We start from the raw sequence: 22,215 nt of genomic DNA on the forward strand, positions 1-22,215 counted from the left end.
AGCCTCAGCCAGGGAGCTGCGCATCGCGTAGCAGCAGGGCCGCCTGCACCCGGTTGGCGCAGTTCAGTTTGGCGAGGATGCGGCTGACGTAGGTCTTCACGCTGGCCTCGGTCATGTGGACGTGCCGGGCGACCTCGGCGTTGGACAGGCCCTGCGCCACCAGGGCGAGGACGTCGGCCTCGCGCGCCGTGAGCGCGGCCAGCCGGCCTGCGGCGTCGCGTTCGCGCTCGCCGGCGCCCGGCGCCGCCATGTCGAGCACCTGGCGCGCCACGGCCGGCGACAGGTACGCATGCCCGGCATGAGCGGCGCGGACCGCCCGGATCAGCTCGTCCGGGGTGCACGTCTTCAGGACGAAGCCGGCCACGCCCTGCCGTACCGCCCGCCGTACGTTGGCCTCGTCGCCGAAGGCGGTGAGGAGCACCACGCGCGGCCCCGTCAGCTCGGCCGCCGCGGCCAGGCCGTCCAGCACCGGCATCGCGATGTCCAGGAGCGCGACGTCGACGCGGTGCCGGTGGGCGGCCCGCACCGCCTCGCGTCCGTCTCCCGCGACGGCCACCACCTCGATGTCCCCGGCCGATTCCAGGACGGTACGGATCCCGGCGGTGATGAGGGGCTCGTCGTCGGCGATCAGCGTCCTGATCACGCGGCGGCCCCCGCGAGGGCCGGCACCAGCGGGAGCATCGCCACGAGCCGGAACTCGCGCGGCTCCGCGTGGACGCGCAGCAGGCCCCCGGCCGCGGTGACGCGTTCGGTCAGCCCGCGCAGGCCGCTCCCGCCGCCGCCGGCAGCGGGCCGACGATGGGGCACCGGGTTGGCCACCGAGATCAGGAGGGCGTCGGGCTGCCAGTCGAGCGACACGGTGATCGGCAGGCCGGACGCGTGCTTGACCGCGTTGGTCAGCCCTTCCTGGACGACCCGGTAGGCGGCGTGGGCGGCCCTCGGGTCGATGAGCGGGACGGCCTCGCCAGACGTCTCGAACGCCACCGACGCGCCCGCCGCCCGGGACCGTGCGACGAGGCCCTCGATCTCCTCCAGGCCGAGGACGTCATGGCCGCGCAGCGCGTTGACCACCTCGTGCAACTCGGCCGCGGCGGCGCGTGCGGTGTCGGCCAGGCCGCACACCGCCCGCCGCTGCTCCGTGGGCAACTGGCCCACCTCCAGCGCGGCGGCCTGCACGGAGACCAGGCTGAGCAGGTGACCGAGCGAGTCGTGCATGTCGTGGGCGATGCGCAGCCGTTCGCGGAGCCGTTCCTGCTCGGCGACGAGGGCCTTCTCCCGGCGCAGGTGCTCGCGCTCCTGGGCCATGTACCGGCCGGCCAGCAGCGGCAGCGCGGTCAGCAGGGCGACGCGGGCCAGGGTGATCCACGGATCCTGGTCGCCGGGGGAGCGCTCCTCGACCAGCAGGAGCACGCACACGTACGCGGTGAAGGCGCCGGCCGTCACGACGACGTCCCGGCGGGTGGAGATGCGCTGCCCGGCCTGGAAACCGGTGCAGGCGAGCAGGGCCAGCGACGCGCCCGTGAGCACCGCCAGCGCCAGCGCCGCGAGGAAGGACGCGAACGGCAGGCGGTCCGCCGCCGCCATGGTGAGCACGTACGCCGCGGCGTACGCGGCCAGCGGCAGCCCCTGCGTCCCGTCCAGCCACAACAGCGCCGTGTCCGCGGCCACGACCGCGGCGACAAGCGCATACCTCGACATGAGTCCTCACCTTACTCATCGCCGCCGTCGTCAACTTCGCCGCCAATCTCGATCTGCTACACAGGGTTGTGTGATCGTGGCTTAGGGTAGTTGCAGGGTTGTCGACCCCCAGTCGACGGTCCCCATCCCTCACCTGTCGCGGCGCCACGTCGGGGCAGGACCGGCAGACCAGTCGATCACGTGATCACCGGGATCACGAACCGAAGGGAGAACCCCCATGTCCCTTTCCGCCACGCACCGCCTGCGGATGCGCTTCGACCTCCTCGACGTCAACGGCAGCACCACGCTGACGTCCGCCGATTTCGAGCTCTTCGCCTCGCGCGTCTGCCGCGTGCTGGGCGTGCCCGCCGGCTCCCCCAAGGCCGAGGCGCTTTCCGAAGGGTGCCGGCTCTTCTGGGAAGGGCTGGCCGAAGCCGCCGACCGCAACCAGGACGGGCAGGTGACCTTCGAGGAATATCGCGCGTTCTCCCACGCCGACTCCTGGTTCGACGAGCACGGCGAGGCGTACGCGGCGGCGGTGTCCACCGTCTGCGACCTGGATGACGACGGCCTCATCGAGCGCGACCACTTCCTCGGCCTCCACAGCGCCGGGGGTTTCCCGCTGACGTACTCGACGAAGCTCTTCGACGACCTGGACGGCGGCGGGACCGGCCAGGTGAGTACGGGCAGTTTCGCCGAGTTCCTGCGGAAGTTCTACACCAGCGCCGACGACCTGATCTGACGAGCTGATCCCGGTAGAGACAGGACCGTGCTCTCATGCTGGTGTGCAGCGATCGTACGGTGAGCCGTGCCGAGTTGACCGCGCTGGCGGACGGACGGGCGGCCAGGCTCGCGGCCTGCGGGATCGGACGAGGCGATCTCGTCGGGCTGTGCCTGCCCAACGGCTGCGAGTGGGTGGTGACGTACCTGGCGCTGGCCCGGCTCCAGTCGTGCTGCGTGCCGCTCAACGCGGCGTCGGCCGTCGCGGAGATCACCCATGTGGTCCGCGACAGCGGGATGCGCGCGCTGTTCGTGTCCGCCGACCGGGCCGAGGCGCTGGCCGATACGTATGCGGACCAGGTGCTGCTCTGCCCGGACGGCGCGATCCCCCGGGACTGGATGGCACCGGAGCGCGGGCCCAGGCATGCGGCGCCGGCCGGTGCCGCATGCCTGGCCTACACCTCGGGGACGACGGGGTCGCCCAAGGGGGTGATCCAGACGCGGCGGGCGGTTCGCGCGGGTGGCGACAACCTGGCGGCACGCCTGCGCCTCGGGCCGCGGGATCGGGTGGTGACGGCGCTGCCGCTGGCGCACACCTATGGGACGAACGTCATGAACGCGGCGCTGGGCAGCGGCGCGGGCCTGATCCTGCTGGAGCGCTTCGACGTGGAGACGATGCTGGAGCGGTCGGCCCGGCACGCGGCGACGGTGGTGGCGGGCGTGCCGACGATGTACCGGCGGCTGCTGTCCGAGCCGGCGGGACGGATGCCCCGCTCGCTGCGGTGCGGCCTTTCGGCCGGCCAATGCGCGGGGGAGGAGCTGGCCATGGCCTGGGAGGACCGCACCGGCGCCCCGTACGTGGAGGGATGGGGGATGACGGAGCTGGGCGGCATGGCCACGCTGGCCGCGCCGGAGCTGGCCGGCCGCCACGGCACGGCCGGAACGGCGCTGCCCGGCGTCCGGCTGCGGGTGGAGGCGGGCGGGCACGTGGCGCCGCCCGGCGTGCAGGGCGAACTCCAGGTGCACGGCCCGATCGTCACCCCCGGCTACTGGAACGCGCCCCGGCAGACCGCCGCGGCGATCGGCGTGGACGGGTGGCTGCGGACCGGCGACGTCGGCGTCATCGCCGCCGACGGGCGCGTCCGGATCGTCGACCGGATCAAGGACGTCGTCCTGTGCGGCGGCTACTCGGTGTTCCCCGCCGAATTGGAACGTGCCATCCGCGGGCATCCGGCGGTTCGTGACGTCGCGGTCGCCGGGGTGCCCGATCCGGTCCTGGGCGAGATCCCGTGCGCGTGGGTGGTGGCGGAGCACGGGGCCGCCCCCGCCTCCGAAGAGATCATCCGGCACTGCCGGGCACTGCTGGCCGCCCACAAGCTGCCACGCCGGGTGGTCCTCGTCCCCGGCCTGCCGCTCACCGCGAACGGCAAGGTCGACAAGCGTGCCCTGACCTTGACGACCTCCGGAGGACATCCGCATGTCGCTGAATGACCGGCTCCGGCTGCACGGCCGAACCGCGCTCGTCACCGGGGCCTCGCGGGGCATCGGCGCGGCCGTCGCCCGGATGTTCGCCGACGCGGGGGCGGACGTGGCCGTGCTGGGGCGCTCTCGCCAGGACCTTGAAGGGGTCGCCGCGACCGTACGGTCACACGGCCGCCGGGCCGTGGTGGCCGAGTGCGACGTCACCGACGCGGCCCAGATCGAGACCTCGTGCGCCGCCGTCGAGGAACGGCTCGGCACGGTGGACATCCTGGTGAACAACGCGGGCGGGCCCGTCTTCCAGGCGTCGGTGCTGGACGTCCGCGACGACGGCTGGGAGCGGGTGCACAACCTCAATCTCACCAGCGCCTTCCGTTTCGTCCGGCGGCTGGCGCCGGCGATGGCCGAACGGGGCCAGGGGGTCATCGTCAACATCGGGTCGATCGCGGTGGCCCGGCCCTGGCCCGAGATCGCCGCCTACGGAGCGGCCAAGGCCGGCCTGCGGCACCTCACCCAGGCCCTCGCGGGCGAGCTCGGGCCCCAGGGGGTGCGGGTGAACGCGGTCAGCCCGGCGTGGATCGACACCGCGGTCAACCGCGCCTACGTCGCCGACCCCGCGCTGTCGGAGTCGGCCCTGGACCTGGTGCCGCTGGGCCGCTGGGCGAGCCCGGACGAGGTCGCGACCGTGGTGACGTGGCTGGCCTCGCCGGCGGCCTCCTTCGTCACCGGGGCCGACATACCCGTCGACGGAGGCTTCGCGGTGGCCATGCCCGCACGTGCGCGGGCCGCGCTGAGCAGGGTACGTCCGCCCGAGGGGGCAATGTCATGATCGACGGACCGCTCATCGTGGGCGCGGGCCCGGTGGGGCTGTCGGCCGCCCTGCTGGCGCGCGCCCGGGGACTGCCCGCCCACGTGCTGGAACGCCTGCCCGAAACCGCGCCCAAGCCCGGCAGCCGGGCGATCTTCCTGCACCGGCAGACGATCCAGACCCTCGCGACGGCCTCGCCCGTCCTCGCCGACCACTTGGTGAGGGAGGGCCTGGTGTGGCCGGGACGCCGGACGTACTGGGCCGGGCGAAGGGTCCATCATCGCCGCTACGAACCGGTGCATCCCAGGCTCGCGCCGTTCGTCAGCCTCCCGCAGCCCAGAGTGGAAGAGCTGCTCCGCGAGGCGGCCGTGCGGGCCGGCGTCAGCTTCTCCTGGGGCGCGCCGGCCGAAGAGGTGACCCTCCTGGACACCTCCGTCCTGATCCGCGCGGCCGACGGCAGGCAGTGGCACTCCGCGTTCGTCGTCGCGGCGGACGGGGCCGGATCGATCGTGCGGCGCCGGCTGGGCATCCTGATGGACGGCGACGCCGGCGGCAACGCGTTCGTCGTCGCGGACGTCGCCGACGATCCCGACCGGCCGCTGCCCGCCGAGCGGATCTTCCACTACCGCCATCCGCGGGCCGCGGGCCGCAACGTGCTCATCATCCCCTTCACCGGCGGCCACCGCGTGGACCTGCAGTGCCGCGCCCGTGACGATCCCGCGGCGCTCGCCGCCGACCCCTGCGCCTGGCTCCGGCCCCTGCTGCCGTCCGGCCATGCCTGCGAGGTCACCTGGTCCTCCCACTACCTGTTCCGCCAGGCGGTCGCGGAGACCTTCACCAAAGGCCGGGTCCTGCTGGCCGGGGAGGCCGCGCACCTTTATGCGCCCTTCGGCGCGCGCGGGCTCAACTCCGGCGTCGCCGACGCGGCCGCCGCCGTCGACGCGATCGTCGAAGCCGGCATCGGTCATGAGGCCGCCCTCGGCGCACTCGCCGAGTACGACCGGGTGAGGCGGGCCGCCGCCCAGCGCAACCGCGCGGCCGCGGGCAAGGCGCTGGCCCACCTGACCGCCGCCGGCCCGCACCGCCAGGCCGCGCAGCGGGCCGCCGCCCTCGCCGCCCGGGTGCTGCCCCGCGCCGGGACCTGGCTCGACCGCAAACCTTTCGGACCGCGCGACGCCGGGATCCCCGGCAGCCTCTACTGAACGTTCGTCCCTGCGAGGTTCCCCATGATGCCCCGAACGATCACGCCGCAGTCCGTCAGCGTCGAGATCTTCACCGACCCCCGGACCCAGGCCCTCCTCTCCCACACCGGCAGCACCACCTGCCAGCTAGAACGCCTCCTGGACGAGCGCGTGGACGTCCACACCGTGGAGGTGTCCCGCGCGGCTGTGGACCGGACCTGCCCCGAGGCCGCCGCGCCGCTCGGCCTGCCCGCCGCGGCTCCCGTCCTGGTCCGCCGCACCACGCTCGCTGTCGCGCGCCACCAGGTCTCCCGCAACCTCGTCCTGGCCCCGCTCGGCCGGTTGCCCTGGGCCGAGCACCTGCTGAGCTCGTGCGCCGCTCCGCTGGGACGGCACCTGCCCCAGCCGCACGAGCGCCATCCGCTGGGACTCGGACTGGACACGTGGGGCCCCGGACGCGCCGCCGTCTCCAGGTGGTACCTCATCATCGACCCCGACAGCGCTCAGCCGGCGCTCTTCATCCGGGAAACCTTCAATCCCGACCTTTTCGACCCCGCGACGACCGGCGGGCCGGTCAGCTGCCCTTGAGATTTTTGCGGCGCTCCTCGACCAGTGCGGCGTACTCCGATTCGGTGGTGGCGAACTTCAGGATGCGACTCTTCGGGTCGATCGCCACGAAATAGAGCCAGGAGCCGCGGGCCGGGTGCAGCGCGGCCCTGATGGCCTCGGCCCCGGGGTTGCCGATGGGGCCGGGCGGCAGGCCCGGACGCCGGTAGGTGTTGTATGGCGACGAGCTCCGGACATCCTTGAGCGTCGCCTCGGGGCCGTATTTGTTCAGGCCGTACAGGACCGTGCTGTCGACCTGCAGGAGCATTTTCCGGTCCAGCCGGTTGTGGATGACCCGGGCGATCTTGGGCATGTCCTCGTCCCTGCCCGCCTCGGCCTCGACGATGCCGGCGATGGTCACGATCTCCAGCGGCGTCCTGCCGGCCCGCCTGGCGCCGTCGACCAGGTCGGCGGCCTCGGCGGCGTCCTCGAACCGGGCCACCATCGGCCGCAGGATCTCGGCCGGGCTCGCGGCAGGGGCGAACTCGTAGGTGCCGGGGAAGGCGAACCCTTCGAGCGTCCGCCCGGCATAGGACGGCAGGCCGAGCGCCGTACCGTCCTTGGCGGCCCGCTCGAACTCCGCCACCGGCCTGCCGGTGAGCTGCGACAGCTGCTTGAAGAGCTGCGAGAGCCGCATCCCCGCCGCCACGTTGACGGTGACCCCCGCCTGGATCGAGACGGCCGGGCGCGGCACGTCGTCACCGGGGGCCCGCGCCGACAGCTGCTGGACCACGAGGGTGGATCCCGCCGCCAGCGCGGCGACGGCCGTCGCCGCCGCCAATGCGAGGCCGCGGCGACGGGGGCGGCGCTCGCGGGGCCGCAGGAACCGGTCCGGCGCGGGCGGCCGCTCCTCGTCGGCCATGTCGGAGAGGGTTTCGCGCAGCAGGTTCTCGATGTTCATCCGAACTCCCTCACGGTGGTCAGCTCAGGTGCCGTCTTCTTCAGGCGCTCCAGCGAGCGGTAGATCTGGCTGCGTACCGACCCCACGCGGACGCCGAGCAGGCGCGCGATCTCGGTCTCGGAGAGGTCCTCGAAGTAGCGGAGCACGAGCATGGTCCGCTGCCGGGGGGTGAGCCGGGCCAGGGCCGCGCGCATCACCAGGCGAAGGTCCGCGACGTCGGCGTGCCCGGCGTCGATCCGCTCGGGCGGCCGTCCGGTGGACACCTCCGCGACGCGTGACCGCCGCCGCCACCAGCTCACCTGTTCGTGGTACATGGTACGGCGGACATATCCCTCGATGGCGGCCGGATCGCGCAGACTGCGCCATTTCGCGGCCGTCTTGACCAGGGCCGACTGCACCAGATCCTCGGCGGCGTGCCGGTCACCGGTCAGCAGGTAAGCGGTGCGGAACAACGCCCCTGATCGGTCGACGACGAACTTTCGGAAGTCCGCCTCAAATCCTGGATCCACCCGTCCTCCTCGCGACGTTCACGGGCAAGGACGCGAGCGGCGTGTCGATCTATGCCGGTACGGCCCAGGTTTCTCGCCGTCCCGACGCCCAAGGGCTCGCCCACCCCGATGGCGTCGGGGCGGCGAGCTCTGAACGTGGTCCCTATGGGCTCAGCCCGTCGCGACGATCCGGTAAGCCCTGATCACTGTCTGCTCCACCGCATTCCCCGCCGTGTCGCCGGACCTGGCTCGCAGCGACACGAATCCGTCGCCCACGGGATGCCGCAGCACCACCCGTGAGCCTCTCACCTCCGCCTTCGTCCAGATGGCGCCGTCATCGTAGGACACCTCGACGGTCGTCTCCCGAGGGCGTCACCCCGAGCCGCCCGGCTGCGGGCGCACGGAGAACGGCACGGTGAAGAGCCGGCCCGCGGGCGCGGCGCTCTCCGCGTCCAGCGCAGGGGTGAACGTCACCACGGCCCGCGTCCCGGCGGGTGTGGAACATGACCTCGTCGCGGCCCTCGCCCCGCTCGACGAGCGCGGTGTCCGGGCCCACGACGGTCACCCGGTCGCCCGTGATCAAGGTGACGCTCCGGGCCTCCGCCCCGGCCGCGCTGCTGCCCCGCCTGCGCGGCCGCGGTCAGCAGTAACACCCCGGCCGCTCTGGCTCCTCTACGCACGGTGAAGCTCCTGATCGTCGACAGTGGATCACTATGTATCTGCCGGTACGACCATTCACGTTCACGCCTGACCCGTCACCGCTGGGAGGCTAGAGGCCGGTCATCACGAGCCTGATGTAGTAGGAGTAGTAGGTGTCGTCGGTGCCGGTGATGGTCTTCACCAGGCCGACCGACTGCCCCGTGGAGAGCGTGGCGCAGACCGAGCCCTGCGCGGTGATCGTGCCGAGGGTGGTGCCGCCGGAGACCCACGGCGGGGTGACCTCGCGCAGGCTGTAGAGCGCCGAGCCGGAGGAGCTGATCGTGGCGCTCGGGCTCCCGAAGGAAGCGGTGTAGGCACGGGAGCCGGCCCACATGTTGACCCAGTTGTTGCCGGCGGGATACATGATCCCGCCCAGGTTGATCCGGATCTCGTCCACGTTGTCGGACTCGTCCACGTTGTTCGAGTCGATGTAGTCCAGTTCCACCCGGCAGGTCGCGGCCCTGGCCGTCGCGCCGGCGGGCGGTGCGACGGCCAGCGCCGTCGGCACGGCCAGGGTCGCCGTCAGGGCGAGCGCGGGGATCAGTTTCTGAGTGCGCATCCTGTTTCTCCTACGGTGTGAGGTGTGCTCCGCTGCTGTCGCGAAACGCGTCATCAGAGTGGGGCCGGCAGCGTGAGCGGATCGTGAGAGCCCAGGTCAGTGATGCAGAGCACGTTCCATATGCGCCTTTTGGCACAGCCGCGCGGCCGGGGCGCGCCTACTGTGCTGCTTCTATGGGAGAGTCGCTGACCCTGCTGCTGCTCGGTCCGCCGGAGCTGGCCGTCGCGGGGCGGCCGGTGGACATCCGCGCCGCCAAGACGCGCGCCCTGCTCTGCTACCTCGCCGCCACGCCGGGGCCGCGACCGCGCTCGGAGCTGGCCGCGTTGTTGTGGGGCGAGCGGCCCGACGCCAACGCCCGGGGCAGCCTGCGCCTGGCGCTGTCGGAGCTGCGCAAGGAGGTGGGCGGGTGGCTGGACATCACCCGCGACCACGTACGCTTCCGCGCCGGCGACGGCTGCTTCGTCGACCACGGGCGCCTGGCCCAGACGCCGACCGTGGCCGAGGCGCTGCGCTTGTGGCGCGGCGACTTCATGGACGGCGTGTGGTTCTGCGACGCCCCGGCGTTCGGCGGCTGGGTGGAGTCGGAGCGCGGGCGGACCCGGCTCCTGCTGCGCGACCTCCTGCTGCGGGCCGGCTCCGCGCCGCCCGACCAGTTCGTACGGCTGGCGCGGCTGGTGGCCGGGCTGGATCCGTACGACGAGGAGGCGCACCGGCTGCTGATCACGGCGCTGGCCCGGGGCGGGAACCGGGGCGCGGCGCTGGCCTGCTACGACGACCTGCGGCGGCGCCTGGCCGACGAGCTGGGGGTGGAGCCCGCGCCGGAGACGGCGGCCGTCCGCCGCCGGCTCGTCACCTCCGTACGAGCGCTGCAGGCGGCGCCCGTCGACCGGCAGGTCCGCGCCGCGCCGCCCGTGCCCCGCACCGACCTGTTCGGCCGGGAGACGGAGATCCGCGAACTGCGCGCGCTGCTGGCCCGCGAACGCCTCGTGACCCTGCTCGGCCCCGGCGGCGTCGGCAAGACCCGCCTGGCCATCGCCGCCGCCACGTCGTCGTGCGCGTTCGTGTCCTTCGCCGGGGTGGGCCCGGAGGCGGCCGTCACGACGCTGGCCCGGCGTCTCGGCGTGGACCTCTCCCTGCAGCGCCCTGCCCTTGACCTGCTGCTGGCCGCCTTGTCCGGCCGCGATCAGCTCCTCGTACTGGACAACCTCGAACACCTGCCGGCCGTCGACCCGGTCATCGCCCGCATCATGCGCACCGCTCCGGGGGTGCGGATCCTCGCGACCAGCAGACGCCGCCTGGACGTGCCCGGACAGGTGACGTTCGAGGTGGCGGGCCTGCCGGGCCCGGAGGCTGAGGCGTTGTTCGCGTCCAGGGCCGTCCGGGCGCAACCGGCCTTCGACCCCCGCCCGCACGCCGTCCCGGTCGCCGCGATCTGCGCCGCCATCGGCGGCCTGCCCCTGGCCATCGAGCTGGCGGCCGGCCTGCTGCGCGCGGTGCCGCTCGCGGAGCTGGCCCAGCGCCTCGGCGTGGACGCCGGCCTGCTGTCGGCCGACGGGCCGGCCGCCCGGTCGCGGCACGCCTGCATGCGTACGGTCTTCGAGACCTCCTGGCGGCTGCTCGACCCGGCCGGGCGAGCGGCGCTGGCGGCGTTGTCGGTCTTCAGCGGCGGCTGCACGCTCCGGGCCGCGCTGGAGGTGGCCGGGACCACGCCGCGCGTCCTGGTCCACCTGGTGGATCACAGCATGATCCAGCTCACCCCATCCGGCCGCTACGTCCTGCACCCCGTCATCCGGCAGTTCGCCGCCGGACACCTGAACCCCCGGGAGCGCCGCGCGGTGCGGGAACGGCACGCCGCCCACTTCACCCGCCTGCTCGACCGGCACGCCGCCGCCCTCCAGGACGCCTCCGACGCCGAGGTCACCCGCGTGCTGGGCGTGGAGCTGGACAACATCCGGCTGGCCTGGGCGGTGTCCGGCCGGCCCGGCTTCCTCGACCGCTACTGGGTGCTGTGCCTGCGCCTGCGTCTGTACGAGGAGTCCGGCGCCATCGTCCTGCGGCACCTCGCCCGTACGCGCGAGGCCCCGTACCTTCGGGCGCGTTGGTTGCGGATGGCGGGCGTCAGCGAGCACCAGCTGGCCAGGGAGCGCGAGTCCACCCGCCTGGCCAGGGCGGCGCTCGACACGATAGGCGAGCCGCTCCCGACATCCCGCCCCGGCCTCGCCGCCGCCGTCCTGGCGGCCGCCGCCCGCCAGGTCCTCCACCGCGTCCTGCCGATCCGTCGCTCAGGGGCCTCGGCACAGGCCGAGGCGGCGCAGGCACTGACGTTCCTGGCGCGGCTGGCCTACCACCAGCAGGACCTGCTCACCATGCTGGCCGCGTCGTTACGCCAGCTCAACGCCGCCGATCGGACGCCGGATGCGGCCCTGCGCGCGGAGGCGTACGCGAACTTCGCCACCATCGCCCGCGTCGCCGGACGACATCGCCTGGCCACCCGCTACGGCGCCCTCGCCGATCGATCGCTGAGCGACATCGACCACCCGACGGAGCCGGCGAGCCGCGCCCGCCTGGCCAGGGGCCTGGATCTGCTCGCGGCCGGGGACTTCGAGGCGGCGTGCGCGTCGTTCACCGAGTGCCGGGCCAGGACGGTCGACCCCCGGGTGGCGGAGAACTGCGCGGGGATGCTCGCCGAGACGGCCCTGTGGCGCGGCGACTTCGAGCAGGCGGCGGAGCTGTTCGCCGCCACGGCGGAGCAGGCGGCCAGGCGGGTGGGCGGCGACGACATCGGCCGCCACTGGTGCCTGATCGGCCAGGCCGAGGCGCTGCTGCGCCTCGACGGGACGAGCGCGGAGCGGATCGGGCAGGTGCTGGCGGCGGCCCGCGCGTCGACCGACCGCCGCCGCGCCCACGAGCAGCGACTCGGCCTGCGTGACGGCACGGTCATGCCGGTGATCCAGGAGATGCGCCTGCTCACGGCCACGGCCCGCCTCGGGCGGATCGGCCCGGGACAGGCGCTGACCACGGTGCTGGAGCTGGCCGCCCGCCTGCCGGCGGGCCGGCGCGGCCTGCTGGAATGCTGGTCCGGGCTGGCCGAACTGCTCGTGTCCCTGCCCCCGGACGCCGCCACGGCGCGTCGGCTCGACCGGCACCTGGCCGGGTTCCAGTCCCGCCACCCCGGCGCCGCGGCCCGCATCGGCTGGGCCCGCGCCCTCGTCCTGGCCCACGGGGGGCGGCGGAAGGCCGCGAGGAAAGCGGCGGAACAGGCCATGAGGACGGCCGAACGGCTCTGCGCACCGTACGATCACCGCAGGGTGAAGGAGCTGACCGAGCGCTCCCCGGCCCGTTACGGCCTCACGCCGCGCGGATGACGCGCCTTCCGACGACGGACGTGACGCCCAGGGTGACGCCGATCCCGACCACGATCGTGACGGCGTAGGGGAGGGGTGCCGCGGCCTGCAGGGGGTTGCCTGTTTTGACGACGGCGAAGGGCAGGACCGTGACGAACGCACCCACGCTTCCGGCGACGGTGCTGATGGCGGTGGCCGTGCCGATCTCGCGTACCAGCATGCGCTGTGTTTGGGAGCCGGTTGCGCCGATCAGGGACATGGCCGCGAATTCGGAGCGGCGCCGGGTGATGGAGGCGACGAGGTTGTTGGTGAGGGCGATGGCCATGAACGCCGCGATCAGGGCGACGACGAAGTAGTTGATCGAGGCGAGGACCTGAGCGGTGCCGTCCGCCGTGCCGGAGCCGTTCTCGATGCCCTGCATGCTGAGCGTGCCCGCGGCGACGCCGACGAAGAGGGTCAGGAACGTCACGGTCGGCCGTACCCGGTCCGGGGCCACGGCGAGGTTGATCGCGGCCAGGCGGGACGGGGCGGTGGTCTGTGCCCGGCGGAAGGCGCGGAGCGTGGCGTTCGCCGTGACGACGAGCTCCGGGGCGAGAATGCACAGGCCGGCGGCGACGAGTACGCAGCCGGGGCCGGTCATCGCGGTGGTGAGCACGTCGGCCGGGTCCATGGCGAGCACCGCGGTCGATGAGGCCAGGCCGGCGGCGATGATGATCGTCGCGGCGACACGGCGCCGCCGTCCCGGACGCCGTACGGCACGACGGCGCGGGGGCGGGGACGCGTCGGCCACCGGGCTGCGGTGAGCGAGGGTGCGGCTGCCCATCCACGCGGCGAGCACGCTCGCGGCCAGCACGACGAGCATGCCGAGGACCGGGAGGAGCACGCCGGGCGCGAAGACCGAGGCCGCGTCGGTGAGCCCGGCCGCATGGATGCTCCGCATGACGATCCAGCCGACGAGGTAGCCGCCGGCCAGGCCCGGGAGCGCCGTGACGGCCGAGACGGCCGCTGTCTCGATGGCGAGCAGCTGCTGCACCTGCCGAGGACTGGCGCCGATGAGACGGATGCCCGCGATCTCCCCGGCCCGGCCGCCGAGCGCGACGCTGATCGTCGAGACCATGGCGAACAGGACGATCGCGACCGCCCACCCGCCCATGATGAGCGGGAACTGCACCAGGAACGCGTGGTCGCCGGCGGCCGTGCTCCGGGCCAGCCCGGTGCCGAGCAGGCTCATCATGCTCGTGACCAGGATCGTGCCGACGAGCGCGACCAGGCCGGTGGCGATCGCGGCGGCACGGTGATGCGCGAAGGAGCGCATGGCGATTCTGATCATCGGCTCGCCGCCGCGTCGTTGGCGGCCTGTTCGGCCGATTCGACCAGGACGGCCATTCGGCCGGCGACCTGCTGTGCGGTGGGTCGCGGGAGGTGATCGACGATCCGGCCGTCGGCGAGGAAGAGGACGGCGTCGGAATAGGAGGCGGCGACCGGATCATGCGTGACCATGATGATCGTCTGGCCGCGGTCCGCGAGCTCGCGCATCAACCGCAGGACGTCCCTGGCGCTGCGGATGTCGAGGGCGCCCGTGGGCTCGTCGGCGAAGACGACGTCGGGGTCGGTGATCAACGCTCGCGCGACCGCGACGCGTTGCTTCTGACCGCCGGACAGCTGGTGAGGGCGGTGGCTGCCCCGGTTGCCGAGCCCCACGCGGGCGAGCAGGTCGGTCGTGCGCGCCGGCGTCGTCTCCCGCGAGTCCAGGCGCAGGGGGAGCTCGACGTTGTCGACGGCCGAGAGCGCGGGCAGAAGGTTGAACGACTGGAAGACGAATCCGACGCGGCGCCGGCGCAACTGCGTGAGCTGGGTCTGATCGAGCGAGCGAAGGTCCTGCCCGTCGAGCTCGATGGAGCCTGACGTCGGCTGCTGCAGCCCGGCGGCGCAGTGCATGAGCGTGGTCTTGCCGGAACCCGACGGTCCCATGATCGCGATGAAGGAGGACCGGGCGACATCGAGATCGACGCCGCGCAGCGCATGGACCGGCCCGGCTTCTCCCGGGTACTCGCAGCGTAGACCGCGGATGCGCAGCACGGGTGGCGCGGGCGCGGCGGTGGCGTACGGGGTCATGGAACCTCTCTAAATGATTGTTTTAAACGAACATCTTAAACGAACGTTTATTTGATACCGTAGGGCATGTGAGTGCGAAGGACAAGCTGCTGCTGGCGGCGCGCGACTGCCTGCTGACCAAGGGGTACGCGCACACCACCGTGCGAGACCTGGTCGCGGCGTCAGGGGCGAACCAGGCGTCGATCAACTACCACTTCGGGTCCAAGGAGCGACTGCTCACGCGGGCCCTGCGCGATCTCAACACGGAGTGGGGTGAGCTGCTGTTCGCCGTGCTCGAAGAACCCGCCGGGACGCGGTCCGGCGATCAGGAAGCCCTGTGGGGACGGATCATCGACTCGATCCAGGCCAACCGATCGCTGTGGTTCGTCAACTTCGAATCCGTGGCGTCCGCGCGGCAGGACGAAGAGATCCGGGGGATGATCGCCGGCGGTCAGGAGCTCGCGCGGGCATCGCTGGCGCGGGCGTTCGCCGGCCTCGGGCCGGACAGCGATCCGGGGGAGGTCCAGGCGGCCGGATCACACTACCTCGCCCTGCTCGTCGGGCTCGCCTCGCAATGGCTCACCGACCCTGAACGCGCGCCGACGGCAGAGCAGTTCGCCGCCGCCGGCTTCAGTCCCGGCCATCGCGGGTGACACCGCCCCTCGGCTGGGGACGTCCGCCGCCGTCTCCGCGCTACCTCTGCCCTTTTGCGGAAGGCGGCGCTAAGGCGCAAGGGGAAGGCGCACCTCGAAGCAGGCGCCGCCGTAGGCGGAGTCCAGGACGGCGATGGTTCCCGAATGGGAGCGTACGACGTCGGAGACGATCGCCAGGCCCAGGCCGGTGCCGCCATGCCCGCGGCTGCGGGCCGTGTCCAGCCGGGTGAACCGTTCGAAGACCCGCTCGCGATCTTCCTCGGGGATCCCCGGACCGTCGTCGCCGACCGCCATGATGGCCTGCCCCCCATCGCGGTGCACCTCGACCTCGATCTTTTCGCGGGCATGTCGCTGGGCGTTGTCCAGCAGGTTCGTCAGCACGCGGGTGAGCTGGGTGGACACCCCCTGCACCGTGACACCTTCCGCCAGGCTCGCCCGGACCGGGATCCGATCGGCGCGCCGGCCCAGTTCCGTACGGGTCAGGTCCCCCAGGTCCACCTTCTCGCGCGCCGCGGATGTGCTGGATCCGAGCCCGGCGAGCATGAGCAGATCCCCCATGATCGCCTGCAGCCGGTCGACGTCGCCCAAGGTCTCGGTGAGCAGCCCATCCACGTCCCGGCCCTGCGGATGTATCTGGGCCTCCTCCAGCTTGACGCGCAGCCCGGCCAGCGGGGTGCGCAGCTCGTGCGAGGCGTCGGCCACGAACCGCCGCTGTTCGTAGGTGGCCCGCTCCAGCCGCAGCAGCGTCTGATTGAGCGTATGGATCAGCTTGGCGATCTCGTCGTCGCCTTTCGGCTCAGTGATGCGATCGCTCAGATGGTTGAGGGTGATCGTGGCGAGCTGGGACCGGACGGCCTCCACGGGTCGCAGGATGCGCCCGGTGACCTCCCATGCGATCCACCCGACGCCGGCGACCAGGATGGCGGCCTGCGCCGCCACGATGGAGTCGACGAACGTGGTGGACGTCAGCGTCGTGGTGCGCCGGGCGGCGTAGACGATCGGGGACCCGGGCCCGTCCACCCGGAGCGCGGTGATGCGCAGGCAGCCTGGCGCGGGGTTGGCGCAGGTCTGGCTGTTCTCCATCGAACCGCCGGAAGAGGGCACCAGCTTCGCCATCGGCTCGCCGCTGGCCGTCGGGGACGCCGCGAGCACATGCCCGCTGGGACTCACGACCTGCAACAGATCGACCCCGGGGACCGACGGCTTGACCGTGCGAGGCAGGACACCCGCGCGTACGGCGGCCGCCGCCAGCACCGCCTGTTGCTGCGTGTCCTGCCATGCCACATCGGCGATCGCCTCTGAGATCATCTTGCTCATCATCAGGGCAAGGGGTACGAGGACCAGCAGCGTGCAGACGACGCTCAAGATCGTGAGCCGCCCGCGAATCGACCGCGGGCGCAATTTCGACAAATAGCTGCCCACACCCCCAAAGTAGTGAAACAGTCCTGGACCAGGACAATGCTGGGGGAAAGCCTCGGCCAAGTCTCCGCGGATGGGCACGGCCTGCTCATGGGCTTTCCCCTCCGCCCGCCGCTTCCTACGCCGCCGGCTGGCGCCGGTGATGACCATCACGACGCCGAGCAGGGCCGCGCTGCACCGCCGAGTCCCGCGATGAAACGAGCCCGCCGTGCTCGACCCGCCGCCGATCGACGGCAGCCGTTTCATGGGCGTACGCCGGTCGGCGGGCACGTCTTTGCCGGGCGTGGCGCGGCGGACCAGGACGGGAGTTGCGGCGGGGCAGCCTCAGGGCACGTCCGGTCCCACGGCGGCCCGCTTCGCCGCAGACACACGCCGTCCGTAGGACCACGCTCCCACGACGAGAGCACCCCCGAGCCCTCCGAAGGCCAGCCCGCCAAACAAGATCATCCACGTCACGTCCCCGCTGCTGGTGAAGGGCGCCGGTGGCGCGAACCGCGGAATCACCCCGACGACGCTGAGCGGCGCCATGACCAGCAGCACAACCCCGTACACGCCGAGGCACAGCCCCACCCCACAGGCCGGGACCAGGGGCAGCAAGGCGGGCACCCGCTGCCCGGCGAGAAACAGGGTCCACCTCGGAAAGACCATTCCCCACCGATGCACCAGCCCAAGAGCGAGAAACACGCCAAGCAGCGCCGCCAGCACCGTCAGGTCAATGCCAACAGCAGCCAGCGCCTGATAGACGGCATCCCCATCGCTCTCGACCCCCCGCAGCCAGGCCTCCCCGCTCACCCCAAGGGCATCACCGCCCAGAGTCCACACCGTCTTCACCCCCGCCCACGGCAGGAGCCCGCACAACAGCAGATACACCGCCCTCCGAACCCGCAGCGAAGCAGCCACACGCCCTCCCGACGTCGAACCTCCGTGACACAGCAAGGCTCCCGTCAAGGGCCGATGGCGCGCCTCCCTCGTGCGAGGGAGCCCATTCACACCACCGGGTGAAGGAAGCGATACGCTGTACGGCAAGCGATGCACCGTACGAACATCGGAATTCCGCCTCGCCGCAGCACGTCGTTGAGCCGGCCGAGCGGGAGAAGCCGGCCCCGGTCGGGCGGCGGTGCTCGCCGCGGTGCGCTGTCGCGGCGGCGGATGAAGAACCGGCCGCTGCTGCCCCGCGAGGTTGATGACTCTCAGAGGTCACGCTCCGGCCTGCCGCCGGCGCAGCAACTCGGCTGCGATCGAGTACGGCGGTGCCGCGGCCCGGGATCGGGAGGCATGCTCGACGATCGCGTCCGAGACAGAGCGGTCGTCGGCGGGTCGGGGGTATGCGGCGTAGACCTGCTGGAGCATCGCGGCGCCGAGGTCGGTGAAGACGCCGCCGTCGGTGAAGACACCCTTGTGCGTCAGGTAGGTCAGCAGTCCGCGCCGGTCGGCAATGCCCAGGGAGGAGTGCAGGGCAATCGCTTCCCACACCCGGTCGACGTCCGCTGCGGCGATGCCGTGCTCGGTCAGCACGGATGCCGCCAGATCGGCGCCTTCCACTTCGAACCGGGCCTGGCCGGCCGCGAGGGTGCCCAGCCCCAGATCGTGCATCACGCAGGCGGCGAAGAGCAGGTTCTCGTCGTAAGCCGCATCGTTCAGGCAGCCTTCCTGTTCGGCCAGCAGGCGGGCGAACAGGAAGCTGCGGATGCTGTGGTCGGCGATCGGCGCGCTCTCCGTCTTCTGTACGAGGGCGAGGCTCGCATCCGCTAGCGGCCCCGTGGGCAGGGCGAATATGTCGTTCATGCGCCGAACGTATGAGGGCGGAGCAAGAACGAGAAGAGGCCCGAGTGCCATGCATCGCCAGGATCGGGTCATGCCCGGTGTGTGCTGCGTGATTGATCGCGCCCAGGGAGCGCACCGCGCCTCGTTCTTGGTGGACGGCACCGCTTGAAGGCATGTCTGGCGGCTTCAGCGGGCGGCCCGGGCCGGGCGGTACCGGCTACGGAAGGTGGCTGGTGTGGTGCCGGTGCGCTGGACGAAGTACTTGACGAAATTGCTGGCGTCGAGGAAGCCGAGGCGGGCCCCGATGCCCGCGACGGGTTCTTCGCCGTGGGCGAGGAGGCGTTTGGCCTCCAGCACGACGCGACGGTCGATGAACTCCTTGGCGCCGACGCCGGCCGCGGCGAGCGCGGCCCGGGTCAGGGTGCGCGGCGAGTATCCGAGGGCACGTGCGTAGTGTCCGACGTCGCGGGCCTGCGTGAAGCCGGTTTCGACGGCGGCGCGGAAGCGCTGGAAGGTCTCCGCGTGCTCGGCGGGCAGGGTGCCCACGGGTGCGGTCAAGTGGGTCAGGCGCAGCAGGAGCACGGCGAGCAGCCGCTGGAGGATGGCGGAGCGGGTGGGGGCCGGCATGTGGGTGGTGCCGTATTCGTGGGCGAGGTGGTCGAGGGCCCGGTGCAGGGCGGGGGCGTCCTCTGCGGTGATCTGCCACAGGGTACGTCCGAAGGGGTCGTCGAGGCGGACGTCGGCGGCGGTGGCGGGGTCGAGGAAGTCGGGCTGGAACAGCACCACAGTGCCGGTCGCCGCGCTGAGGTCGCCGAAGCGCTGTACCTGGCCGGGGCGGACCCACAGCCAGGTGCGGTCGGTGGCGGCGTAGTCGGCGAAGTCGATCATGTGCCACAGCAGCCCCTGTTCCACCGTGAGGAGCAGGTGGAAATCCGGGCGCTGTGCGCGGCCCGCTCCCTCGGCGTCCCGGGCGCCTTCCGTCCCGCTGTGGCGATGCAGGCGGCGGCGCAGCTCGGCGATCGGCATCACTTCGACACCGACCGCGCCGGCCGCCGGCGGGACGTACTGGATCTCCGGGATCGCTTCCTGTCCGTTTTTCACCACGACGAGACCTCACCGTACCTGGGCGGAACCTTTCGCGACTCCTATGTTTGAACTCAGTCGAGAGCATATGCGGCGGCAAGGACGTCGCAGCTCCCGGCCGATATCGATGACTGACTTCTACCAATGTCAGGAGGCCCGAATGACAGACCGTTTCCGTCTGACGTACGCGTTCGACGCCTACTGCGGCTGGTGCTACGGCTTGGGCCCGGCGCTGCGGCAGTTCGCCGCTGGCAACGCGGACCGTATCGATCTGCGGGTGTTGTCCGGGGGTCTCTTCTCCGGCCCGCGCGCCCTGCCCGTGGCGGCATACCCGCACATCCCGGCCGCCAGCCGGCGCATCGCCGCCGCCACCGGGGTCACCTTCGGGGAGGGCTACAAGCACGCCCTGGCCAAGGGGACCCTGGTGCTGGACTCCACCGACGCCGCCGTCGGCCTGGTCGCGTTGAGCCGCCAGGCTCCCGGACGCGTCCTGGAACTGGCGAGCGCACTCCAGCGCGCCTGGTGCGTCGACGGCCACAGCCTCTCCGACCTCGACGTGTACCGGTCCATCGCCGCCGGGCACGGCCTCGACGCCGACGCCGTCGCCGAAGCCATCCTCGACCCGGCCACCCGCACCGAAGCCGAAGACGGCTTCCGGGAACTGCGCCGGCTCGGCGTCGACGCCTACCCGACCCTGCTCCTGCACACCCCCACCGGCATCCACCGGCTCGGCGGGCCGATCTCCAGCGCCCTCCAGCTCACCGAGGCCCTCGACCGGCACATGGCCCCCACCTCCGCCTGACCACCCCCCGAACCACCACAACAGATCACAAAGGAAAGCACTGCCATGACGAACATCGCTGTCTTCGGCGCCAACGGCACCATCGGCTCCGCCATCGTCCGCGAGGCCCTCGACCGCGGCCACACCGTCACCGCCGTCGTCCGCGACCCCGCCAAGGTCACCGAACACCACGCGAACCTGACCGTCACCACCGGCGACGTTCTCGACGCCCAGTCGGTCGCCGCCGCCGCGAAGGGCGGCGACGTCGTCGTCAGCGCTGTCGGCGGCGGTGACGGCCCCGGCCACACCGCCACCATCAAGCCTGCCGCCGTCACCCTCACCGAAGGACTGCGGACCCTCGGCGGGCAGGCACCCCGCCTGATCACCGTTGGCGGCGCCGGGTCCCTGCGCACCCCCGACGGCAAGCAGGTGTGGGACGCCCCGGGCCTGCCCGACTTCCTGCTGCAGATCATGCACGCCCACGGCGACGCCCTCGACTACTACCGGACCGTCGCCGACGTCGACTGGACCAACATCAGCCCCGCGGCCATGATCGAGCCCGGCACCCGCACCGGCAGCTACCGCACCGCCCTGGACGACCTCATCACCGACGACGACGGCAACAGCACCATCACCGTGGAGGACTACGCGGTCGCCCTCGTCGACGAGATCGAGCAGCCCAGGCACCGCGGGCGGCGCTTCACCGTCGGCTACTGACCGACAGGCGCACAGCCTTTTCGGCCCGCCACGGCTCTTGCGGCCTCCGGCCTGGCAACGCGGGGAACTACGCACAACGATCGGTGTGGGATGCCCGCCTGGACGACATCGCCGATGCTTCCGTTGCCGCGAAGTTCCCCGCGGCGGCCCAACCGCCGAGTGATGGCAGATAGCCGTTCGCCGCGGGCAACCACGACAAAGGTCGCCCCCCAGAGATCCGGCTCGCCGAAGATCCCCGCCGCAGCCCTCACCGAACTCCAGGGCACGGGGCACCGCTTCCGTGTGGGGCTTCCTAGGGGCTGGACAAGCTGTGATTGAGCGAAGATGCCGTTGCGGTATTCGACCGCGACGGCGAGAAGGTGCTGGATGAGGTGTTCCGACGCGCCGCGGTTCTCGAGGATGGTTCTGAACTCGTCGAGGACGTCGCCTTCCACGATCTGCGCCCCGAGTCCGGCGAGCCCCTCGGAGCGCTCATCGACCCGGCGGACGAGCGCGCGGACGTGGTGGCCGCGCTGAAGCAGCCACAGGTCGTCCTGAGACCACCGGGTCATCGACGGTGACCTGCCCCTTCGCGAGGGCGTAGACTCTTCCTTTTCGCAGATCAGGCGTCACCGGCGCCGGGCCGGCCTCCACCCGTACCCGCTCGCCGTCGCCCTGCAGCCGACCCATGAGTGCGCGGCTTTTCCCGACTGGATACCCGGGCCGCCTTGCGGCGGCGGGCCTCCGGGAACAGATGCAAATATCACCGAACTCGCGATGGCATTCATCACCGATGACAGTCCACATCGGCATCTGCCGGTCGAGCTGCGGAGCCGCGAGACTTTTCGGCAACCGGAAGGAGCGCAATCATGATCATTGATCGGACTGCGCCGCGGGCCGGAACCGAGGCGGTGGCTCGGTCCCGCGGTGCTCCCTCTGTCGTCGTCGCCGGTGTCCGTGGACGTGTTCGTGCTGTTGCCGGCCCTACCTCGTCGCACGGAAGGGCATGTGCCTCCCGGCGAGCTGTGGAGCCGGTCTCGATCACGTGGCCGCTCCTGGGCCTGGTAGCAGGTCGACGTCGCCGGCGTGCATCGGCTGGCCGCAGTGGGCGCAGCGCAGGTCGGTACGGCTGATCTCGCCGCATGCGTGGTGGCGGTAGAGCACGGGCGGTCCGGCCTGGCCGGCGAGCCATTTGTCGCCCCAGCCGGCCATGACCATGAGCAGGTCGATCAGTTCGGTGCCTTTGACGGTCAGGTGGTACTC

Annotated in this window: 23 protein-coding genes and 1 pseudogene; 11 read left to right on the top strand and 13 right to left on the bottom strand. The window is 72.0% G+C overall.

Going from position 1 to position 22,215, the window contains the following annotated elements; genetic code table 11:
- Positions 1 to 4: 4 nt before the first annotated feature.
- Both ABZX61_RS62200 and ABZX61_RS62205 read right to left on the bottom strand, forming a co-directional pair.
- The gene (locus ABZX61_RS62200) at positions 5 to 643 is read right to left on the bottom strand and encodes a response regulator transcription factor (RefSeq protein ID WP_350741390.1); all 639 of its coding nucleotides are present in this window, start codon (positions 641 to 643) and stop codon (positions 5 to 7) included.
- Positions 640 to 1,698: a histidine kinase gene (locus tag ABZX61_RS62205; RefSeq protein ID WP_355211801.1), complete on the bottom strand. Its 1,059-nt coding sequence runs from the start codon at positions 1,696 to 1,698 to the stop codon at positions 640 to 642. Before ABZX61_RS62205 ends, ABZX61_RS62200 begins: the two co-directional genes overlap by 4 nt.
- A 217-nt stretch (positions 1,699 to 1,915) precedes the next feature.
- On the opposite strand from ABZX61_RS62205, the gene ABZX61_RS62210 reads away from it, so the two are divergent.
- From ABZX61_RS62210 to ABZX61_RS62230, 5 genes are read left to right on the top strand one after another with little or no spacing between them, the layout of a single operon-like run.
- Positions 1,916 to 2,419: an EF-hand domain-containing protein gene (locus tag ABZX61_RS62210; RefSeq protein ID WP_350741386.1), complete on the top strand. Its 504-nt coding sequence runs from the start codon at positions 1,916 to 1,918 to the stop codon at positions 2,417 to 2,419.
- A 35-nt stretch (positions 2,420 to 2,454) separates the two neighbouring features.
- A complete protein-coding gene (locus ABZX61_RS62215) occupies positions 2,455 to 3,888 on the top strand; it encodes an AMP-binding protein (protein ID WP_355211804.1) in 1,434 nt (477 codons plus the stop codon).
- Positions 3,875 to 4,705: an SDR family NAD(P)-dependent oxidoreductase gene (locus ABZX61_RS62220; RefSeq protein ID WP_350741383.1), complete on the top strand. Its 831-nt coding sequence runs from the start codon at positions 3,875 to 3,877 to the stop codon at positions 4,703 to 4,705. Before ABZX61_RS62215 ends, ABZX61_RS62220 begins: the two co-directional genes overlap by 14 nt.
- Positions 4,702 to 5,886, top strand: a complete 1,185-nt coding sequence (locus ABZX61_RS62225) for an FAD-dependent monooxygenase (RefSeq protein ID WP_355211806.1) — start codon at positions 4,702 to 4,704, stop codon at positions 5,884 to 5,886. The genes ABZX61_RS62220 and ABZX61_RS62225 overlap by 4 nt, the downstream gene beginning before the upstream one ends.
- 24 nt (positions 5,887 to 5,910) lie before the next feature.
- On the top strand, positions 5,911 to 6,453 hold the full coding sequence (locus tag ABZX61_RS62230; protein ID WP_355211809.1) for a hypothetical protein: 543 nt from the start codon (positions 5,911 to 5,913) through the stop codon (positions 6,451 to 6,453).
- On the opposite strand, the gene mltG is transcribed toward ABZX61_RS62230, so the two are convergent.
- The 3 genes from mltG to ABZX61_RS62245 all read right to left on the bottom strand — a co-directional run bounded on the left by mltG (position 6,440) and on the right by ABZX61_RS62245 (position 8,208).
- The gene (mltG, locus tag ABZX61_RS62235) at positions 6,440 to 7,372 is read right to left on the bottom strand and encodes an endolytic transglycosylase MltG (RefSeq protein ID WP_355211812.1); all 933 of its coding nucleotides are present in this window, start codon (positions 7,370 to 7,372) and stop codon (positions 6,440 to 6,442) included. The genes ABZX61_RS62230 and mltG overlap by 14 nt on opposite strands.
- Entirely contained in the window at positions 7,369 to 7,881 is a 513-nt protein-coding gene (locus ABZX61_RS62240; RefSeq protein WP_355211815.1) for a SigE family RNA polymerase sigma factor, read from the bottom strand. Before ABZX61_RS62240 ends, mltG begins: the two co-directional genes overlap by 4 nt.
- A 150-nt stretch (positions 7,882 to 8,031) precedes the next feature.
- A complete protein-coding gene (locus ABZX61_RS62245; protein WP_355211817.1) occupies positions 8,032 to 8,208 on the bottom strand; it encodes a hypothetical protein in 177 nt (58 codons plus the stop codon).
- A 155-nt stretch (positions 8,209 to 8,363) separates the two neighbouring features.
- Between ABZX61_RS62245 and ABZX61_RS62250 the strand changes: the two genes are divergently transcribed.
- Positions 8,364 to 8,510 (top strand): hypothetical protein, encoded by a 147-nt coding sequence (locus ABZX61_RS62250; protein WP_355211820.1) that lies wholly within the window; start codon positions 8,364 to 8,366, stop codon positions 8,508 to 8,510.
- A gap of 119 nt (positions 8,511 to 8,629) precedes the next feature.
- Here ABZX61_RS62250 and ABZX61_RS62255 read toward each other — a convergent pair whose 3' ends face one another.
- Positions 8,630 to 9,118 (bottom strand): hypothetical protein, encoded by a 489-nt coding sequence (locus ABZX61_RS62255; protein ID WP_355211823.1) that lies wholly within the window; start codon positions 9,116 to 9,118, stop codon positions 8,630 to 8,632.
- Between the two features lie 173 nt (positions 9,119 to 9,291).
- Here ABZX61_RS62255 and ABZX61_RS62260 point away from each other — a divergent pair, with 173 nt between their 5' ends.
- The gene (locus ABZX61_RS62260) at positions 9,292 to 12,483 is read left to right on the top strand and encodes a BTAD domain-containing putative transcriptional regulator (RefSeq protein ID WP_355211826.1); all 3,192 of its coding nucleotides are present in this window, start codon (positions 9,292 to 9,294) and stop codon (positions 12,481 to 12,483) included.
- Here ABZX61_RS62260 and ABZX61_RS62265 read toward each other — a convergent pair.
- Both ABZX61_RS62265 and ABZX61_RS62270 read right to left on the bottom strand, forming a co-directional pair.
- Positions 12,467 to 13,792, bottom strand: coding sequence for an ABC transporter permease (locus ABZX61_RS62265; protein WP_355211829.1), 1,326 nt, complete (start codon positions 13,790 to 13,792; stop codon positions 12,467 to 12,469). The two genes, ABZX61_RS62260 and ABZX61_RS62265, sit on opposite strands and share 17 nt — an antisense overlap.
- The gene (locus tag ABZX61_RS62270; RefSeq protein ID WP_355211832.1) at positions 13,789 to 14,577 is read right to left on the bottom strand and encodes an ABC transporter ATP-binding protein; all 789 of its coding nucleotides are present in this window, start codon (positions 14,575 to 14,577) and stop codon (positions 13,789 to 13,791) included. The genes ABZX61_RS62265 and ABZX61_RS62270 overlap by 4 nt, the downstream gene beginning before the upstream one ends.
- Positions 14,578 to 14,645: 68 nt before the next feature.
- Between ABZX61_RS62270 and ABZX61_RS62275 the strand changes: the two genes are divergently transcribed.
- Positions 14,646 to 15,209, top strand: coding sequence for a TetR/AcrR family transcriptional regulator (locus ABZX61_RS62275; RefSeq protein WP_355211835.1), 564 nt, complete (start codon positions 14,646 to 14,648; stop codon positions 15,207 to 15,209).
- Between the two features lie 69 nt (positions 15,210 to 15,278).
- Here ABZX61_RS62275 and ABZX61_RS62280 read toward each other — a convergent pair whose 3' ends face one another.
- From ABZX61_RS62280 to ABZX61_RS62295, 4 genes are all read right to left on the bottom strand, one after another.
- Positions 15,279 to 16,574: a HAMP domain-containing sensor histidine kinase gene (locus ABZX61_RS62280; protein WP_355211837.1), complete on the bottom strand. Its 1,296-nt coding sequence runs from the start codon at positions 16,572 to 16,574 to the stop codon at positions 15,279 to 15,281.
- A gap of 378 nt (positions 16,575 to 16,952) precedes the next feature.
- Positions 16,953 to 17,498 carry a hypothetical protein gene (locus tag ABZX61_RS62285; RefSeq protein WP_355211840.1) on the bottom strand — a complete coding sequence of 182 codons (546 nt, stop codon included), beginning with the start codon at positions 17,496 to 17,498 and terminating at the stop codon, positions 16,953 to 16,955.
- A gap of 327 nt (positions 17,499 to 17,825) precedes the next feature.
- Positions 17,826 to 18,413 carry an HD domain-containing protein gene (locus ABZX61_RS62290; RefSeq protein ID WP_355211843.1) on the bottom strand — a complete coding sequence of 196 codons (588 nt, stop codon included), beginning with the start codon at positions 18,411 to 18,413 and terminating at the stop codon, positions 17,826 to 17,828.
- A gap of 165 nt (positions 18,414 to 18,578) precedes the next feature.
- Complete coding sequence (locus tag ABZX61_RS62295) at positions 18,579 to 19,496, bottom strand: helix-turn-helix domain-containing protein (RefSeq protein ID WP_355211846.1); 918 nt, start codon at positions 19,494 to 19,496, stop codon at positions 18,579 to 18,581.
- A 139-nt stretch (positions 19,497 to 19,635) separates the two neighbouring features.
- Between ABZX61_RS62295 and ABZX61_RS62300 the strand changes: the two genes are divergently transcribed.
- From ABZX61_RS62300 to ABZX61_RS62310, 3 genes are all read left to right on the top strand, one after another.
- Positions 19,636 to 20,277 (top strand): DsbA family protein, encoded by a 642-nt coding sequence (locus ABZX61_RS62300; RefSeq protein WP_355211848.1) that lies wholly within the window; start codon positions 19,636 to 19,638, stop codon positions 20,275 to 20,277.
- A gap of 45 nt (positions 20,278 to 20,322) precedes the next feature.
- On the top strand, positions 20,323 to 20,973 hold the full coding sequence (locus ABZX61_RS62305) for an NAD(P)H-binding protein (protein WP_355211851.1): 651 nt from the start codon (positions 20,323 to 20,325) through the stop codon (positions 20,971 to 20,973).
- 314 nt (positions 20,974 to 21,287) lie between these two features.
- Positions 21,288 to 21,533 (top strand): hypothetical protein, encoded by a 246-nt coding sequence (locus tag ABZX61_RS62310; protein WP_355211854.1) that lies wholly within the window; start codon positions 21,288 to 21,290, stop codon positions 21,531 to 21,533.
- 460 nt (positions 21,534 to 21,993) lie between these two features.
- On the opposite strand, the pseudogene ABZX61_RS62315 reads toward ABZX61_RS62310, so the two are convergent.
- Positions 21,994 to 22,215: pseudogene (locus tag ABZX61_RS62315) on the bottom strand (transcriptional regulator); the annotation flags it as partial.

Source organism: Nonomuraea sp. NPDC003709 (assembly GCF_040610775.1).
GTDB classification, from domain to species: Bacteria; Actinomycetota; Actinomycetes; order Streptosporangiales; family Streptosporangiaceae; genus Nonomuraea; species Nonomuraea angiospora_A.

Bases quoted from the DNA above. Each gene is read 5' to 3' on its own strand.
- ABZX61_RS62270 (WP_355211832.1), bottom strand. From the start codon at position 14,577: ATGACCCCGTACGCCACCGCCGCGCCCGCGCCACCCGTGCTGCGCATC.
- ABZX61_RS62210 (WP_350741386.1), top strand. From the start codon at position 1,916: ATGTCCCTTTCCGCCACGCACCGCCTGCGGATGCGCTTCGACCTCCTC.
- ABZX61_RS62305 (WP_355211851.1), top strand. From the start codon at position 20,323: ATGACGAACATCGCTGTCTTCGGCGCCAACGGCACCATCGGCTCCGCC.
- ABZX61_RS62225 (WP_355211806.1), top strand. From the start codon at position 4,702: ATGATCGACGGACCGCTCATCGTGGGCGCGGGCCCGGTGGGGCTGTCG.
- ABZX61_RS62290 (WP_355211843.1), bottom strand. From the start codon at position 18,413: ATGAACGACATATTCGCCCTGCCCACGGGGCCGCTAGCGGATGCGAGC.
- ABZX61_RS62265 (WP_355211829.1), bottom strand. From the start codon at position 13,792: ATGATCAGAATCGCCATGCGCTCCTTCGCGCATCACCGTGCCGCCGCG.
- ABZX61_RS62230 (WP_355211809.1), top strand. From the start codon at position 5,911: ATGATGCCCCGAACGATCACGCCGCAGTCCGTCAGCGTCGAGATCTTC.
- ABZX61_RS62215 (WP_355211804.1), top strand. From the start codon at position 2,455: ATGCTGGTGTGCAGCGATCGTACGGTGAGCCGTGCCGAGTTGACCGCG.
- ABZX61_RS62250 (WP_355211820.1), top strand. From the start codon at position 8,364: ATGACCTCGTCGCGGCCCTCGCCCCGCTCGACGAGCGCGGTGTCCGGG.
- ABZX61_RS62260 (WP_355211826.1), top strand. From the start codon at position 9,292: ATGGGAGAGTCGCTGACCCTGCTGCTGCTCGGTCCGCCGGAGCTGGCC.
- ABZX61_RS62220 (WP_350741383.1), top strand. From the start codon at position 3,875: ATGTCGCTGAATGACCGGCTCCGGCTGCACGGCCGAACCGCGCTCGTC.
- mltG (WP_355211812.1), bottom strand. From the start codon at position 7,372: ATGAACATCGAGAACCTGCTGCGCGAAACCCTCTCCGACATGGCCGAC.
- ABZX61_RS62205 (WP_355211801.1), bottom strand. From the start codon at position 1,698: ATGTCGAGGTATGCGCTTGTCGCCGCGGTCGTGGCCGCGGACACGGCG.
- ABZX61_RS62300 (WP_355211848.1), top strand. From the start codon at position 19,636: ATGACAGACCGTTTCCGTCTGACGTACGCGTTCGACGCCTACTGCGGC.
- ABZX61_RS62255 (WP_355211823.1), bottom strand. From the start codon at position 9,118: ATGCGCACTCAGAAACTGATCCCCGCGCTCGCCCTGACGGCGACCCTG.